At 42.5% G+C, this 16669-nt stretch carries 13 protein-coding genes and 1 tRNA gene; 5 read left to right on the top strand and 9 right to left on the bottom strand.

All coding sequences use genetic code 11. The annotated features are described in order from the left end of the window. Positions 1-94: 94 nt before the first annotated feature. Positions 95-952, top strand: coding sequence for an alpha/beta hydrolase family protein (locus K333_RS11640; RefSeq protein WP_081657171.1), 858 nt, complete (start codon positions 95-97; stop codon positions 950-952). A gap of 20 nt (positions 953-972) precedes the next feature. Here the strand turns inward: K333_RS11640 and K333_RS0100725 are convergent, their stop codons facing one another. Beyond that, the gene (locus K333_RS0100725; protein ID WP_024989460.1) at positions 973-2886 is read right to left on the bottom strand and encodes an AAA domain-containing protein; all 1914 of its coding nucleotides are present in this window, start codon (positions 2884-2886) and stop codon (positions 973-975) included. A gap of 415 nt (positions 2887-3301) precedes the next feature. Between K333_RS0100725 and K333_RS13605 the strand changes: the two genes are divergently transcribed. Continuing rightward, entirely contained in the window at positions 3302-3550 is a 249-nt protein-coding gene (locus K333_RS13605; RefSeq protein ID WP_211223364.1) for a hypothetical protein, read from the top strand. A gap of 715 nt (positions 3551-4265) precedes the next feature. Here K333_RS13605 and K333_RS0100715 read toward each other — a convergent pair. Together K333_RS0100715 and K333_RS0100710 are read right to left on the bottom strand one after the other, a co-directional pair. After that, positions 4266-5960 carry a hypothetical protein gene (locus tag K333_RS0100715; RefSeq protein ID WP_027452213.1) on the bottom strand — a complete coding sequence of 565 codons (1695 nt, stop codon included), beginning with the start codon at positions 5958-5960 and terminating at the stop codon, positions 4266-4268. Positions 5961-6316: 356 nt separating this feature from the next. Beyond that, positions 6317-6398 (bottom strand) — tRNA-Leu (locus K333_RS0100710). Positions 6399-6539: 141 nt separating this feature from the next. On the opposite strand from K333_RS0100710, the gene K333_RS0100705 reads away from it, so the two are divergent. After that, the gene (locus K333_RS0100705) at positions 6540-7631 is read left to right on the top strand and encodes a mannose-1-phosphate guanylyltransferase (protein ID WP_027452212.1); all 1092 of its coding nucleotides are present in this window, start codon (positions 6540-6542) and stop codon (positions 7629-7631) included. An 88-nt stretch (positions 7632-7719) separates the two neighbouring features. Here K333_RS0100705 and K333_RS0100700 read toward each other — a convergent pair whose 3' ends face one another. From K333_RS0100700 to K333_RS0100680, 5 genes are all read right to left on the bottom strand, one after another. After that, positions 7720-8124 (bottom strand): HIT family protein, encoded by a 405-nt coding sequence (locus K333_RS0100700; RefSeq protein WP_024989456.1) that lies wholly within the window; start codon positions 8122-8124, stop codon positions 7720-7722. 26 nt (positions 8125-8150) lie between these two features. Then, entirely contained in the window at positions 8151-8618 is a 468-nt protein-coding gene (gene greA / locus K333_RS0100695) for a transcription elongation factor GreA (protein WP_024989455.1), read from the bottom strand. Between the two features lie 475 nt (positions 8619-9093). Next, entirely contained in the window at positions 9094-9660 is a 567-nt protein-coding gene (locus K333_RS0100690) for a porin family protein (protein ID WP_024989454.1), read from the bottom strand. Positions 9661-9873: 213 nt separating this feature from the next. After that, positions 9874-10398, bottom strand: a complete 525-nt coding sequence (locus K333_RS0100685) for an outer membrane beta-barrel protein (RefSeq protein ID WP_024989453.1) — start codon at positions 10396-10398, stop codon at positions 9874-9876. A 110-nt stretch (positions 10399-10508) separates the two neighbouring features. Continuing rightward, positions 10509-13841, bottom strand: coding sequence for a DEAD/DEAH box helicase (locus tag K333_RS0100680; protein WP_027452211.1), 3333 nt, complete (start codon positions 13839-13841; stop codon positions 10509-10511). Between the two features lie 81 nt (positions 13842-13922). Between K333_RS0100680 and K333_RS0100675 the strand changes: the two genes are divergently transcribed. Further along, positions 13923-14390, top strand: a complete 468-nt coding sequence (locus tag K333_RS0100675) for a nucleoside deaminase (RefSeq protein WP_024989452.1) — start codon at positions 13923-13925, stop codon at positions 14388-14390. Between the two features lie 26 nt (positions 14391-14416). Here the strand turns inward: K333_RS0100675 and K333_RS0100670 are convergent, their stop codons facing one another. After that, complete coding sequence (locus K333_RS0100670) at positions 14417-15406, bottom strand: YqiA/YcfP family alpha/beta fold hydrolase (protein ID WP_024989451.1); 990 nt, start codon at positions 15404-15406, stop codon at positions 14417-14419. 165 nt (positions 15407-15571) lie between these two features. Here K333_RS0100670 and K333_RS11635 point away from each other — a divergent pair, with 165 nt between their 5' ends. Next, positions 15572-16660 (top strand): glycoside hydrolase family 43 protein, encoded by a 1089-nt coding sequence (locus K333_RS11635; protein ID WP_051230827.1) that lies wholly within the window; start codon positions 15572-15574, stop codon positions 16658-16660. Positions 16661-16669: the final 9 nt, after the last annotated feature.

The following is a 16669-nucleotide window of genomic DNA, read 5'->3' as shown; positions in this document are numbered from 1 at the left end:
AAAAAATATTGCTATTTGGTGTTAAGAAAATGATATTTTTGTTACATAATAGACAATTTAGCTATATCTTTGCGTAAAACTTAAAATATCTATAATGAAAAAACTTAGATTGTTTGCTTTTGCTGTCATGGCATTAGCTACCCTTCATGCGTATGCTATTTCTGAAAATGTGAAAATCACAGGCGACCACGGACAACTGGATGCCATTATCCAAACTCCAAAAATCCATCAAGGACAGCGCGTCCCTATGGTTATCATCTGTCATGGCTTTATGGGTAACAAGAATGAACCCTTGCTTACGAATCTCGCAGATAGTCTGGAGAAGCGAGGCATTGCCAGTATCCGTTTCGATTTCAACGGTCATGGCCAAAGTGAAGGAAGATTCCAGGATATGACGGTACCCAATGAACTCATTGATGCACAAAAGGTATATGACTATGTTGCAGCATTACCTTATGTTTCAAAGATAGGAATGGCGGGTCATTCACAAGGTGGCGTCGTTACTGCGATGACAGCAGGAAATATGGGTGTCGAGAAAATCAAGGCTATCTGTCTGATGGCTCCGGCAGCAGTTCTCCGAGAAGATGCCCTACGTGGGAACACCTTTGGTGCCCAGTATGATCCTTACAATCCACCTGCTGAGATAAAACTGTTTGGTGGTCGCTCGTTAGGAGGTAACTTTGTGAAAACTGCCATCACACTTCCTATCTACGAGACAGCCATGAAATATACCGGTAAAGCGATTATCCTTCATGGCAACACCGACCGTATCGTACCTTATACCTATGGTCAGCGTTTCCATTATGTCATCAAGGATAGTGAATTCCATCTGCTGAACTCATGTGACCATGGATTCGGTGGACATGTTGCTGAGGCTGCACATCTTGCAGCAGACTACCTTCAGCAGACTCTGAAATGTTGCGGTCGTAAAGATTGCAAAAAGAAGAACTGATACAAAGACTTTCTCAAGTTCTATAAGTTTACATCATCGTGGATGTATTCCCATAGTTTCTTATAGAAAGGATGATGACATAACGTCTCCTTGTCGCCCAGGATGATCAGTTTCATCCGGGCACGCGTTATGGCAACATTCATTCTTCGCAGATCACGCAGGAATCCGATTTGTCCATCGTCGTTGGCCCTTACCATAGAGATCATAATCACATCGCGTTCCTGTCCTTGGAATCCATCCACGGTGTTTACCGTTATCAGTCGACGGTAAGGTTTGAAGAACTCCTTTTTTCTAATAAGTTTTCGCAGATACTGTACCTGAGCACGATAAGGTGAGATGACGCCCACATCAATCTGCTCGTCAAGGATACGTTGTTTCCCTATTTTCTGGAAATAATCCTGCAAGACATTCAGCGTCAACTCCGCCTCACCTCTGTTTACTCGTCCGAAACTTTCACCTACGAACTGCTCCTTGAGCGGCTCCTCCTCAATGTCGATACCAGTTCTTTCAGCTTCTGTGTTAGGATCAATCCACATCATCGGTTCATCGTAGTCGAGAATGCCCCGGTATTTGATTTGCGGAGCACTCTGCACCTCACCATGATAGAACCAGTCACTGGAGAATCGCATGATCTTTTCGTTCATGCGATATTGCACTTTCAACAATGTCACCACCTCCGGTTTGTTCTCCACGATACGTTCCATCAGCGTCTTTCCTAATCCCGCTTTCAGAGCAGCGATACTCTTCACAGTTGGAGGCAACTGACAATGGTCACCGGCGAAGATCACTCGATAAGCTCTTCGCATCGGTATCCAGCAGGCAGCTTCCAGTGCCTGAGCCGCTTCATCGATGAAAAGTGTACCGAACTTCATACCATCGAGCAGTCTGTTGGCTGATCCTACAAGTGTTGAGGCTATGACGCGAGCTTCGCCAAATAATTCCGCGTTGATCTTTATCTCTATTTCCGTAGCACGTCCTTTCAGGCGGTCTAACTTTTGGTGGAAATCTTCATGATGTCCCTTCCTATGTTGTCTCAGTTCACGGATAGCTTTCCTGATCGCCCACAGTTGAGGATAATCAGGATGAGCTTCGAATCTCCGCTCATAAGTAAATGAGAGCATCTTATCGTTGACCTTTGTAGGATTTCCGATACGTAACACATTGATACCCCTATCCACGAGTTTCTCGCAGATCCAGTCTACAGCCATATTACTTTGTGCACAAACCAGCACCTGACTTTCGCGCATCAATACCTCGTTGATGGCTTCGACAAGGGTAGTGGTCTTACCGGTACCGGGAGGACCATGGACCACCTCTACATCCTTAGCCCATAGAATTTCGTTGACGGCTTTCTCCTGAGAAGGGTTCAACCAGGGAAACTTCGTAGCAGCGAAAGAGAACCTTTCCGCTTTTTGTTGAGAGTAAAAGAGGTCACGCAAATGAGCCAATCGGTTACCTTTTGCCTTGATAGCACGGTCGAGAGCATCAAACATGAGTTTGTAACTGGTTTCATCGAAGAACAATTGGATACCAACCGGTTGCGAGCATCCCTGTATGTCGATAGCCTGTCCACCGTCAGGAATTAATACTACCATGCGGTCACCATCAACATAACTTACCGTACCGGTAAAATTAAAGTAACTCAGTTTGTTTTTCTCATCTACGCGAAAGAAAGCTACAGGTCGACCAAATTCAAAGTTATGTTCCACCTCCAGATCAGCAGTACGCGTAATTTCTATTGCCATCTGGTTGAGAGAATTATAGAAACTCTTTCCCACCTGTAACGGAAACCAAGCATCACCACGTTTCACCTTCCGTTGCAATCCCATCGTTTCGGTTTGCTTCCTGAAGGCCTCCTTTTCCGTGTAATATTCCATCTGCAGGAGCATCCGCTGCCTCTGGAGTGTTTGTATTGAAGATTCTTGTTGACTCATTTGTGTACAAAGTTACAAAAAAACTGTAAAACGAGGACAGATATTGGTAGATTAACATAGGATGATGGTAAAAATAAAAGCAAAACGTAAGAAAATGAACAAAGAACTTGACAGTCCACGCTTTTTTTCTATATTTGGCACTAGAATTGCGATTTCATCGCTCTTCATGACATAGTGGGAATCACGGAACGTATTTGATTGATAGTTACATTTTTCAGTAGTGCTTATAGCACTTGTGTGGATCTACTCATAAGAATGAACAAAAATTTCTAAAACGATGATTATATCTAAACTTTTTGGCTTCGACTCTCAGAAGCATAGCATTAAGGCGGAGATCCTAGCGGGTATCACTACGTTTCTGACCATGGCCTACATTCTGGCCGTGAACCCCGCTGTTTTCAGTGCCTTGCCCGGCATGCCAAGTGGCAGTGTGTTCACCGCTACGGCCCTTGCCTCCATTATCGGTACGCAGGTGATGGCCAAACTCGAGGCCGCCCGTAAGGCGGGTAAGCCCATTGACGGACACGCGCCAGGGCTGATGGGTGAAGAGCGCAAACAGTACGCTCAAGCCGGTATTACGAGTGACCATGAGTGCTCTAGCTTGGAGGAGGGTCGCCTATGTATCGAAGTGGGCATGAAACCTATGGCCAGTCTACATCATTAAGGTGCTCATAAGGATTTTCTAATTAGTGCAGATAAATAGTAATAAAGTGAAGGTTAAGGCGTAATAAGCGCACAACCTTCACTTTGGTGAATAATTGTAATAAAATAATCTATTCTTGTTCCTTTTGCTTAGTGTTAATATATTTAACGCTAAAATCGTGAATGTTAAAATAAAAGATGCAGACTTTTTCCGTCATTTAGAGAATGTGTCGTCTCCAAATTTCTCGGAAAACATAAAATATGGTCCCAAAAACATGTTTTGAGGAAGATAAATACTTCCTTTTTTGAACGCAGTTAACTTCATCTGCTTACGAAGTTAACTGCATATACTGATGTGAATAGGCATGTAGTGTTACGTAGTTAACTGAAGAAACTGATATATCCTGTATATTTTGATGATATAATTGGTAATAGAAAATGTAACTATTTGAAAATCAGTAGGTTGTGTTTTGACTGTAGCTTAGGTTTTCATAATCAATCGATCATTAATTCAGAATTCGCGAGTTATGAGCACCTTTCAGCGATGGAAAATTAAACATTGAAAGAAATTTCGTGTTAATTAGTATAAAATTAAGAAGAACGTATAAATAGCTCGCTTTAAAATTCCCATTCATGGAAACTATGATGATTGACATACCGGGAAGCAAATGGATTATTGGGTAGGAAATATATATATACAGAAAACCCTGAGTTTATTTAAACTCAGGGCCTTTTTTTTATTTATCCATATTCAAAACCACGTCGATATCATAGTTTTCACCATTATCACCTGTCAAAACAGTTACCTTACCTTGATTTTCTCCAACGATAGGAACCCAAAGGGCTATCTTTTGGCCATCACTCGTCGTTGCCTCATACTTGATAGACATATTTGCAGCTTCAAAATGAACGAATTTGCGTTCGAGAGATTGATATTGAGAAGCTCTACTCCAGTCTAAGTTTACACGCACTGCTGCATTCTTGTTGATATCACAAATATAGAAGCCATCGTTATCCACATCACCACATGCTATGCCATTGATATATTCGTTGATACTACCCGGATAATGGGCTGGTAATTCATGCATCACAAAGACATCATCACCGCTGGCCTTCGGATTGAAGATACACATAATGCGCTTTGGTGGTACCTGTCCGTCATCGTTCATGATAAACTTAAAGGTGGACTCTGTGGTAGCAAAACCCTTGGCAAAGAATTTGTCATCATCAAAGATTATACCAATCTGCATCGGTGTACTATACAACATTGTGCCGACCGTTGCATCATTGACATTTACACTATAGAAGTCCATCCTATTAGGATCTTCCGGATGACCGTCTGGTTGATGATGGTTACGTATCGCATAGAATTCACCGGCAATAGTTATCAACGACCAACGAGTGTTTACGTCATTTTTATCAGCCTCCGGGATAACAAGACGAGTCAACTTATTGGTGGATGTATTATATATATAAGGTACAGGGAACAGTTTTTCTTCTCCTCTGTCCATTACCTTTTCGCGACAAACCACCCCTAAATTATTACCCGCAGGAAGGATATGAGCTACATCATATTTATTCTCAACCACGGCAGGAATGATCTCCTCATAGCTGAGTGAGGTTCCATTATCCGTGATACGCAACACCCTACCATTCGGATGGTTGTGGTCTATCTCATAGCCGCCCTCACGTACATAGATATGATTACCTACGGCATGGAGCCATCCATTCAACATACTCTGAGGGTTATAGCCGTCACCCAAGTCGTTCGGCGCACCATCCTTTATTTCCCAAGTAACTAGGGCTCCATCACTCTTACGAATGAAATACTGTCCGCCATGTGTACTGCGATGAGAATCATTGTAATCATCGCGGATTGTCGTCAGAATCTTCTTGACCGGTGATTCTTCCATCTGATCATAGTCAGGCACTTCATAGCGGCAATTGCTCAGCCATAGATAGTTGTCACCGACATTGAAGATGAAGTTAGGAACAATTCTCATACTCGAGTTTACACGTTCGATGATAGTCTTCACCTCCTTCTTCTGTTCTTCAGAAGCCTTATCGATATCTTCTTCCTTACCGTTTTCATCCTTCACGGCAACTTCTACATCAAAGGTATATTTCACCTCAATGAACTTCATATCGTCAGAGGCTTTCAACAACGAGTTGATGATTTTCACATCACCTTCAGCACGGGTCATATCTTTTGCCGATGCTGAGTTTCCACCCAACTTTCGTCCAACAGCCACTGCCTTTGCTCCGGTTATGTCCGTATTATTGGCTTTTGCAGCTTTAAAGACCAGACTGGTATTACTAACACTACCTCCTCCACCACCATTATTAATAATAGTGGTATTATCATCACCAGAACAAGAGGTAAACATAGTTACAGGTAATGTAATAAGAATTAATGCGAGAACTTTCTTCATATCCAAAATAGTTAGTAGTAATAACCGCAAATATATATAATGATTCTCAATTTATTCTGTTTTAAACAGAAATTAAAAAAAACAGTTGCTAGTTGATTCACGGACACCATCATAATGCATTTATGAAAAAATATCGTAAATTTGCATTTGCTAGTTGAATTCACGTTTAAGCATACTCAGGGTTCTTTTATAAAATCGGTTGAAAAGTCCTCTGTGAATAGTTGTGTTATAGAAAAAACTAATTTTGATTCTTACCAGTCTGTAAACATAAGAATCCTTATTTTTTATATTATTGAATCTTACATAATAAACCAAAGAAAAAGTGCTGTAACTAAAAGTTACAGCACTTTGTTTTGTACCCAGAGCCGGGATCGAACCGGCATGCCTTGCGGCACTGGTGTTTGAGACCAGCGCGTCTACCAATTCCGCCATCTGGGCATGGCGTCTTTTGTGATTGACGCTGCAAAGGTAGTACTTTTTTTCGAATTGACAAACTTTTAGCATAAAATTCTTAATTTTCTTGCTAATAATTGCTATTTTTTCGTACCTTTACATCGAAATCAAACATGCGTTAAGACTATGATGACATCGAATAATGATTATTGTGTAATATTGGCTGGTGGAAAGGGTAGAAGGCTCTGGCCGTGTAGTCGTGAGAGTTATCCTAAACAGTTTATTGACTTTTTCGGTACTGGGAAAACTCAATTGCAACAGACGTATGAGCGCATGACGAAATTCATGAACCCTGATCATGTTCTCGTAAATACGAATATTGAATATGCTGATTTGGTAAGACAACAGTTGCCTGATTTGGCTGAGAATAATCTGATGGCTGAACCGATCCATCGTAATACTGCTCCTAGTGTGGCATGGGTGGCTCATCGGGTGGCTCATCGTAATCCGTATGCTAACTTGGTCGTCGTTCCTTCGGATCAGGTCATCTTGGATGCTGAACAGTTTGAACGTGACTTGAAAGAGGGCTTGGAATTCGTTGCCAACAACAATTGCTTGCTTACGATGGGAGTGAAGCCTACTCGTCCGGAACCGGGATATGGATATATCCAGTTGGGTGACTATTCTCACTTTGATGATATCTTTAAGGTGCAGAGCTTTATCGAAAAACCTGACCGTGAGTTTGCCAAGGCTTTCATGGAGAGCGGTGAATGGTTCTGGAATACGGGTATCTTCCTCTCTAATGTCCATTATCTTGGTATATGTCTGTATAAGTTCCTGCCATCGGTGTTGCGTAATCTTGACAAGGTGAACCCTGATTTCACGGAAGAAGAGGAGAGTGAATATGTGAAGGAGCACTTCCCTTCGTATCCGAATATTTCTATAGATTATGGTGTACTCGAGAAATCGGAAAATGTATATGTGAAGAAGTGTACTTTCGGATGGGCTGATGTGGGTACATGGCATGGTATCTATGAGGCGATGCAGAAGAGTGATGACGATAATGTGGTCATCAACTCTGATGTGCTCCTCGAGGATTGCCATAATAATGTGATCAAGATGCCGTCGGGTAAACTGGCTGTGCTGAATGGATTGGATGGATATATCGTGGCCGAGAAGGATAACGTGCTCTTGGTATGCAAGAAGGAGGATTCTTCGGCACTCGTCAAAAAATATGTGAATGAGGTTCTCATCAAGAAAGGTGAGGGATATGTGTGATGGCTTTCCCATACCTTATCATATAATAAAGGCTGGTCTTATTACTATCAAGACCAGCCTTTATATTTATTAATAGATGAAGCAGGGGTTATCCCAACTTCTTGAATTCGGCATAGATGTTATCAGCAATTGTTTTCATCTCGCTATCTTCGAGTTTCAGATGCTCCTTACGGAAGTTTACGTCGGCTTCTGAATTCATCGGGATAAGGTGGATGTGAGCATGAGGCACCTCAAGGCCTAAAACTACCTGAGCTACTTTCTTACAAGGGAAAACAGCTTTTATAGCTTTTGCCACCTTCTTGGCGAAGACTTCGAATTCGGCCAAATCCTGGTCGTCCATATCGAAGATATAATCTACTTCCTTGCGAGGAATCACCAAAGTATGACCTTTGGCGATGGGACTAATGTCGAGAAAAGCATAAAACTTGTCACTTTCTGCACATTTGTAGCTAGGAATCTCGCCTGCTGCAATCTTACTGAATATTGTTGCCATAATCAGAATGTCTTTATATGAATTGATTATTCGAGAGTAATCTTGTCGATGCGCAACTGGATGGTGCCACGAGGAATCTTGATTTCCGCAATATCACCAACTTTCTTGTTGAGCAATCCTTGTGCGATAGGGGTCTTGATGGAAATCTTTCCTTCCTTCAGGTTGGCTTCCTGCTCGCTCACGATTGTGTAGATCATCTTCTTGTTCAATGTAAGGTTGGTCATCTCAACTTTTGAAAGAATCTGTACTGCATCAGCGCTCAGACGAGAGATATCTACGATCTTAGCTTCTGCGATGGTTAGCTTCAGTTCGTTGATCTTAGCTTCGAGATGAGCCTGATTTTCCTTTGCAGCATCATATTCAGAATTCTCACTTAAATCTCCCTTATCGGCAGCCTCTGCAATAGCAGCCGAAGCCTTAGGGCGCTCAACTGTTTCGAGCTGACGTAGCTCTGCTACGAGTTTGTCGTAGCCTGCTTGTGACATATAAGCCATAATATTTTCTTTTTAATTGTTACTACTAAAATGTTCTAACAGGGACAAAAAAATAGAGAATTCTGACGTTTTACTGTCAGAATTCTGTATCCTTTCTTCTTTCTGTTTTCTATGTCTCTATTTGCAAAGATAGCTATTCTTTTTGATACCTCCAAATATTTTAAGAAAAAGTAAGGTTCTGTTTTGATTTATATCAAGAATTTGTTGGGGTAAAATATAATTCTTTTGTAATTATTTGGCGTTTAGAGAAATGTAGATACCTTTGCATCGTGTTTTTCATAGTATTAGATTTAAGGTTAACAAAAGGTTGGGACTCAGCGGAGCCCCTTTTTTTATGTTCTTATCTCTGTTGTAGCTGAAAGCATATCATCTTTTCCCATTGATGACAAAGCGGTATTATACCTTTATCATAAAAAAAGGAAGATTCCGTATAGGAGTCTTCCTTGTCAATATAGGTATTTCTTAAAATCTAATATTAGAGATCGAACTTATAACCCAGGGTAAGCTGGAATACTGAGTTCTTGCAATCACTGTTGATGAAACGGTTGATGAAACGGTTGATGTCGTCTTTTACCACGTTTGTTACACCAAAGTTGTAACGAGCATCCAACACGAAGTTCTCGTATTCATAAGAAACACCAACAGGAATTGACAGGTCTACTGATTTGAAAGTATCAGAACTGCTGCTGTTTACGAGGAAACCTGGTTGCAGACCGGCTTTCAGTGCAAGACCTGGGGCTACATAGACATTAGCCAGGACAGGTACGTTGATATAATCCATTTTTAGGGTGTTATCTTTGTCGTCCTGTGTTCCTTGCATAGAATATAAGGCACCGGCACTCAAAGAGAATACAGGAGTAGCTTGGTATTCGAACTCTGCACCTGCTGCAAGACCGAGCCGGCGGTCGTCTTTGTCAAGGTTTGTAAGACCTGCGAGGTTCATACCAACTTTTGGTTGGAAAGTTACGCTACCTACTGTATGCTGTGCGAAAGCACCTACTGATGAGAGCAGTACTACTGCCATTAATAATAGTTTTTTCATATCTAATTGTTTTTATTTGTTGTTCTTGTTTTTTCCTTTCAAGTATTCTGGCAGCAAAGGTAATGGCTTTTCCTTTACGATATGGTGTGTTTTCCCTATTCGTTAGGGGAAAATCCCTATTATAAGGAAAAGAAGAAAAAAGAGAACAAAAAAACAGCCAATCGGATGATACTCCGATTGGCTGCTATTGACTTTATAATCCTTTTCTAAAAATTAGAAGTTCAGATACAAACCGAAAGTCAAGTTGTTGCCATCAAGGTCGAGACCGTAGTGGCTTACCTTTACATTGGTGTTGTTATTCTTGGTCTGGTTCCAGCCAAGGAATCCTGCATGAGTAACGAATGATAATCTCTTGGTCAGGTTGACTGCAACACCTGGGCGTAAACCTACTGCGAAGAGGTCTGCATCCTGACCTGCATCATACTGGTGTGTATAGCCGAAACTGCCATCGCAGAATACGTTTACATATTTAGAATGAAGGAATGTGTAACGAACGTAAGGGTTTACCTCTACAGATTTTGCATTACCCTCAGTCTCGCCTTGCCAACCGAAAGCAACACCTGCTGCCCAGTCGCGATTGAAGTTGTAACCAACTTCTGGAACAAACTTGTAACTTGTTGTGGTGTTATCATTGTAATCGTTACCTGCAATACCTAAACTACCACCTACATAAACCTGTGCATCAGCACTTACTGCAACCAATACGGCTGCAATAACAGTCATTAAAAACTTTTTCATAAAACTCTTAATTTGTTGTTATACAATCTATATTCTTATAGTCGATGCAAAGGTAGGAATGTTTGGGTATATAAGGAAATCATTTATGTTAAAATTGTGCTATAAGTTTATTAAAATTGTTCAATAAATTCTTTTTTCTCTTTGCAGAAATTGATTAACTCTCTGAATATCAGATTCCTGGATAGTATCTGTACGTTACCTGTCATAATCATCTGTTTTCGTGCTCGGGTGATGGCAACGTTGAGCTTTCTGTCGATGATGCGTTCTCCCTCACGGAAACAGTTGCTTGTGAGGAATTCCAGTTGATAATAGTTTTGTATGGTAAAACTGTAGATGATGACATCGCGCTGACTACCTTGATAGCGCTCTACGGTGTCGATGCTGATCTTCTGCAAATCGACAATATCCAGTTTTTCTATTTCCTTGCGTATCATGGCAATTTGGTTGCGGTATGGCACGATGACGCCCACGGTCTTCGTCGCATCCCAGTCGTCCTTATGTTCTTGATAGATCTTCTGTAGGCATCCGGCCACGATCTTTGCTTCCGAGATATTGATCTTGTCTGATATGTTGGGCTGCTTGCAGAATTCACTCGGGATGAAGACCATACGATGAGCAATCGACTGGTCTAACTGGTGTGGGCATGGTACTGGTTCGAGGTTTTCACGGAAATAGAACATCTTGTTCGGAAATTCGGCGATGGCGGGATGCATTCGTCCTTGTCGACGTAGAATTCCGATGAACTCATTGCGACGGTTCTTCTCCTCCCAATGGATGAGACGTTCGAAAAGAGAGTTGCGGCAGTTGTCGAGACAGATATCTTGCAACAGTTTGTCATCTACTCTGGATTCGTTCTCACTCTGTTGTACCACGGCAGGTAATTGCTTGTAGTCGCCAACAAGGATAAACTTGTCGACAAGTGTCAGTAGACCGATGAGGTTGGGTTCTAGAATCTGACTGCTCTCATCGATGATTGCCAAATCAAAATGCTTAAGATTGAAGATGAAAGGTTTGGCAGCCATGAAGGATGTGGTACCTACGATTACGCGCGTACCTATTAATATATTACGGATGTCAGCAAGTTTAGGAGAATGTTCTATGGCCTTTTCCAGCAGATATGGTTTGAAACGCTCATCACAGGAATACTCGTTGCTGATGCGAAGGAAAGGAATCTCGTTATCACACAGCATCTCACAGATTTCATCGACGGCACGGTTCGTGTACGACATAAGCAGAACATTACGTCTCGGTGTGGATAAAGCCTCGCGTACCATAAACTGGAGAGCGCGAGAGGTCTTGCCCGTTCCCGGTGGCCCGATGAGTAGGAAATAGTCTTGTGCTTGTTTGGCCCGCAGAAGTATCGGATCAAGGATGTCGTCGTAACTTCCGGAGAGGACGAGCGACTCATCCTTTCTCGGTTCACGTTGCCCTAAGAGCAACTGTCGTTTGTGCTGTTCAGAACATATCAGTTGATGCAGACCCCGTATAGCTCCACCAATGGAAGCATCCGAAGAAGCATGCTCTATCGCAAAGTTATCACCGGTGATGACATCCGGATTCTGTTGTCCATTGTTCAGATGTACGATGATTCGTTCAGTATGAATCTCCTGTAGCACACCTTTGAAGAGGATTGCGCTTCGCACATCAGGCGTTGCTTGGTCAGCATAAGCATAGAGATATACCATGTCACCCATGCGGAAGTTGGGCAGAAAGTCTTCCCCTTGATCAGGAATAGAAAACGTAAGCGTGTCGAAGCCATTGAAATCAGAGCTTTTCGATTTCTCTACTATCTTCAGTCCCGTATAAATACTTCCTGTATCTTTCTTCTCTGCCAGCGGCAAGTTCCACAGGTCACTCTGCGAATTGCTTGTTCCCTCCTGAGCGCCCAACTTAGAGATGAGTTCTTCGCGCAGGACGAAAGTCATCATCCTGCAGAAATAACTTTCTTCGAGTGGAGATAGTTGATGGATAGGGTCGGTGATCTCGGCGAATTGAGGAGTGATAAACCTTTTATAGAAATAACTGTCACACTTGTTTACATTCAAGAAGTCCGGATACAGTTCGTTGAGTCTGGTCTCGAATCCGTCACGAGCCATCCCGATATTTTCAGTAACCAGTTGGTTACGGAACTTTATCGCCTCTCGAAAGAGTTTCTGATAATAAGCTACTACCATCAACCCATCGCGTGGAGGATATTTAGAGTAAAGTAGTCGAATGTCCACCTTCTCCTTACCGAGATGGAAATTATAATGCAGCACACCGTAATAAAGCAGCAACTGCACGTAATGGTTTTCAAGTTGGAAACTACGGTAACGTGGGTCAGACTGTCGGCGCTCCACATTGATATTCCTGCCCGATTTCTGTTCCACCAGCAGTTTATAATCTGTTGTCATCAAGTCGACTCGTCCTTGAATGCCCAAAGCCTCACAGATGAATGAAGGCTCGAGGATAGCCTTACTTTTGTCGTAAAGATGTTCGCGTCCCGGCATCTTCCCGAAGAGAACCCGAACGACCTGTCCAAGATTATAGCATTGCTTGTAAGCATCCTCCTTGAACTTCTGAGAATCGAAACCGGTACAGGTACAAAACTCCAGCGCTTTCTCCTTGAAATTACTTTTAAGAGTGTCACGAGGATCGTATTGTTCTCGACAGTTGATGATATCATCAAGAGCACTTCCCGCAAAGTTACCGAGTAAAGTAGCCTGCGAGTTTGCCCGAGGTTTCATCTGGTTGACGATATAGAGAAGAGGATGATGTCCACATTCCAAGAAACAAGCCGCAATGGCGCTGATGTCGATCAGATAATCCGGTTCCACCACGATGATTCGTGCCGTTATCGTATTTGAAGCCTTATCAACATGATTATCAAGGAGATTCAGTTGCATCCCCTTGTAAAGGATGTCGGTGAGATAACTATGGTCGATGGCAAGTTCTTCGTTGCGCAGATGTATCTTGAAATCCATATCAGCATGCTCCGTATCCATGCTGACGAAGATGAAATTCTCGTCAAACTGCTGTACGATACAACGGATGTACCTATTGTTGATATCCAATTGACTCGTGTAGGGACGATTTTCGGAAGGGATGAGGCTTACGACATTCGAAGGAATATCTACGGAGAATACCGCAGAAATCAGCAGACAAAGTGCGCGCAGATCATATTTCATCTCCGTTGATGGCAGAGGAACTTCCGAATTGCTATGTCGGCGCATCGTCTGTATTGCCATCTTGTCACCGGCGCTCATATGATGCAACTTACACAGATAATCCACTTGAGAGAATAGATTACCATAACTCTGTTGCGTATCTTTGATTCCCGCATGACAACAGAGCACCAACGTGTCGTGCATCATCTTATTGCGTGCAGAACCGTCAAGGTCAGCCCGCGTAAGTATCTCTTCCACTCTATGGAAGAGTTCTTCTGCTGTAATGATATTCTCCATATTATTGCAAAGATACGGAAAAAATTTTGTTCTAATTCATTTTTTTTGTACCTTTGCTTGCTATTCATAAAAACAAAGCCTATGGAAAAAAAGGATTTTATGCAGAGAGCTATCGACCTCTCTATTAATAGCGTCAAGAATGGCGGAGGTCCTTTTGGCGCTGTCATCGTCAAGGATGGCGAGATTATAGCCGAGGCTTCTAATAGTGTTACCATTGACAACGATCCTACTGCCCATGCAGAGGTGAATGCCATCCGTAAGGCTACTAAGAAGTTGGGCTCTTTCGATTTGGCTGGTTGTGACATCTATACGAGTTGTGAACCGTGTCCGATGTGTCTGGGAGCAATCTATTGGGCACATCTCGACAAGATCTATTATGCTAACGATCGTAAAGATGCTGCAAAGATAGGATTTGATGATGATTTCATCTATCAGGAGATTGCTCTAAAACCGGTAGATCGTCATAAACCAATGGAAATTTTCATGCGTGCCGAAGCCATTAAAGCTTTCGAAGCATGGATGCAGAAAACAGATAAGACGGAATATTGATATTCCGTCTTTTTTATGATAAAGGGTTATTGTCCACCCAGTCGTTCAAAGAACGTGATGATCTCCTCCCAAGTTTTGAACTCGTTGCTGCCGAAGGCGATAGTCGTTCCCATGAAATTCTCATCAGGTGTGGTATCGATGAAATAATCGCCATAGAGCAGATTTTTCTGTTTGGTAAAGATCACATGGTTCCATGCCGGAGCACTAAGATATTCCTCCACCCATGTCTGTACCTTCGTAAGATACTCATGGTCGTTGGTAGGAGCATCGGCAACGATATACACCTGATAGTTTTCAATCAGCATCTCATAAGCCTTGTGCATACTTGATGTAGGATTGTCATAACTATCGTGCAGCGTAGAATAGTCAATATAGACGACAGGACGCTCCTTCCCGTTCTGTCGGTCATCAATCCAACGGATGACAGGAATCAGATAATGATGAGCCACCTTGTCGATGAGGCGATGCTCGCCATGGAAATAGATGGCCTGAGGATAATGTTCACGGAATAAGTCGAAGGTATGTACGACAGGGTCCTTGTCACCGAAGAGACCGAAGATCCTACCCTTGTCCTCGTCTTCACAGCCCTCGAAACAATGAGAGCATATCTCAGCATATTCCTTGATCAGACCTTTCGTCACCATGAAGTCTTGTACGCCATCCTTTCGTGGATTCTGAAACTGCTGTTTCCCCGTCATACTACTCATCGTGTCACCCATCTTAAAGGCCGGGTTCACGAGGATGCGATCATATCCATATAGCATCTCCGTGAACATACCACCCATAGAAGAACCGATGATCAAATCCGGTTTCTCCCTGTCAGCAAGTTCTCTAAGCATCGTCAGAGCCTCTTCCGGATGCAGGGGAATATCCTCGGCGATGATATCAGCCTGCGGCATCAATTCCTGTAAAAGTTTCACCGTTCCACTTTGTGCAGAGGACATGAAACCATGAACATACATTACTTTTTTCCCCGACATCAGATCGGGATATTGTTTGATATATGGATTTTCCATTTGTGCAAATCTTATTTATGGCAAAATTACGTATAATATGCCGAATAATCAAATATATCTATCTTTTTTCTCTTTTTCTTTTGGTCATTAATGATAAAATATCTATATTTGTGTCAAAAATAGATAACCTAGAAAATGCACTACAACCTAAGAAGTCTAACAACCATGTTTATGTTTCTTTCCACCATATTAATATATGGGCAGGAATTTCATCCGGGAAAGTTATGGCCCGATAATTTTGGAAAGCACATCAATGCACATGGTGGAGGTATTATCAAGTACGGTAACCGTTATTATTGGTTTGGAGAAGACAAAGACGCCAAGACAACAGCGGCGTTAGTTGGTGTAAATTGTTATTCTTCGAAGAATCTGAAAGATTGGAAGTATGAAGGCGTTGCCTTGTCGGTTTCTGATGAACCAGGCAATGATATCGAGAAAGGTTGCATCTTGGAGCGCCCCAAAGTCATCTACAATCGTAAAACCCACAAGTTTGTCATGTGGTTTCATCTGGAACTCAAAGGTCAAGGGTATGGAGCTGCTCGTGCAGGTGTTGCTGTGAGCGATCGCGTCACCGGTCCTTACCGCTTTCTCCGTTCTTCGCGTGTGAATGCCGGGAAATATCCTATGGATATGACGGCAGAACAGATCGCAGAACTGAACCGTCTTGATGCTGACAAATATAAAGAATGGTGGACACCGGAATGGAATGAGGCCGTGAAGAAAGGACTTTTCCTAAAGCGTGACCTAGCAGGAGGACAGATGGCCCGTGATATGACACTCTTTGTCGATGATGACGGCAAAGCCTACCATATCTTCTCATCCGAGGAAAATATGACCCTGCATATCGCAGAACTCTCCGATGATTACACCTCACATACAGGAAAATATGTACGCGTGGCAGCAGGAGGACAGAATGAAGCACCTGCCATTATGAAGCACAACGGAAAATACTGGATGATAACCAGTGGCTGTACAGGGTGGGCTCCCAATGAAGCGCGTATGTTCTCGAGCAATAGTATCTGGGGACCATGGAAACAACATCCATCACCTTGTGTCGGTGAGAATGCCAAGAAAACATTCAACGGACAGAGTACCTATATACTCCCTCTACCTAAAAAGCACACCTATATCTTCATGGCCGACGAATGGCGCCCATCACATCCGGATGATTCCAGATATCTGTGGCTGCCTATTCAGTTCGTTGATGATGTTCCTGTTATCGAATGGAAAGATAGTTGGAAACTGAAGAAATGATTAATCACT

This window comes from Segatella albensis DSM 11370 = JCM 12258 (assembly GCF_000426565.1).
Lineage (GTDB): Bacteria > Bacteroidota > Bacteroidia > Bacteroidales > Bacteroidaceae > Prevotella > Prevotella albensis.
This window is presented reverse-complemented; position numbering and strand designations above follow the sequence as displayed.

What these genes read in the sequence shown, in the direction of transcription:
- K333_RS11640 (WP_081657171.1), top strand. Translation starts at nt 95, where the DNA reads ATGAAAAAACTTAGATTGTTTGCTTTTGCTGTCATGGCATTAGCTACC.
- K333_RS0100725 (WP_024989460.1), bottom strand. Translation starts at nt 2,886, where the DNA reads ATGAGTCAACAAGAATCTTCAATACAAACACTCCAGAGGCAGCGGATG.
- K333_RS13605 (WP_211223364.1), top strand. Translation starts at nt 3,302, where the DNA reads ATGCCAAGTGGCAGTGTGTTCACCGCTACGGCCCTTGCCTCCATTATC.
- K333_RS0100715 (WP_027452213.1), bottom strand. Translation starts at nt 5,960, where the DNA reads ATGAAGAAAGTTCTCGCATTAATTCTTATTACATTACCTGTAACTATG.
- K333_RS0100705 (WP_027452212.1), top strand. Translation starts at nt 6,540, where the DNA reads ATGATGACATCGAATAATGATTATTGTGTAATATTGGCTGGTGGAAAG.
- K333_RS0100700 (WP_024989456.1), bottom strand. Translation starts at nt 8,124, where the DNA reads ATGGCAACAATATTCAGTAAGATTGCAGCAGGCGAGATTCCTAGCTAC.
- greA (WP_024989455.1), bottom strand. Translation starts at nt 8,618, where the DNA reads ATGGCTTATATGTCACAAGCAGGCTACGACAAACTCGTAGCAGAGCTA.
- K333_RS0100690 (WP_024989454.1), bottom strand. Translation starts at nt 9,660, where the DNA reads ATGAAAAAACTATTATTAATGGCAGTAGTACTGCTCTCATCAGTAGGT.
- K333_RS0100685 (WP_024989453.1), bottom strand. Translation starts at nt 10,398, where the DNA reads ATGAAAAAGTTTTTAATGACTGTTATTGCAGCCGTATTGGTTGCAGTA.
- K333_RS0100680 (WP_027452211.1), bottom strand. Translation starts at nt 13,841, where the DNA reads ATGGAGAATATCATTACAGCAGAAGAACTCTTCCATAGAGTGGAAGAG.
- K333_RS0100675 (WP_024989452.1), top strand. Translation starts at nt 13,923, where the DNA reads ATGGAAAAAAAGGATTTTATGCAGAGAGCTATCGACCTCTCTATTAAT.
- K333_RS0100670 (WP_024989451.1), bottom strand. Translation starts at nt 15,406, where the DNA reads ATGGAAAATCCATATATCAAACAATATCCCGATCTGATGTCGGGGAAA.
- K333_RS11635 (WP_051230827.1), top strand. Translation starts at nt 15,572, where the DNA reads ATGTTTATGTTTCTTTCCACCATATTAATATATGGGCAGGAATTTCAT.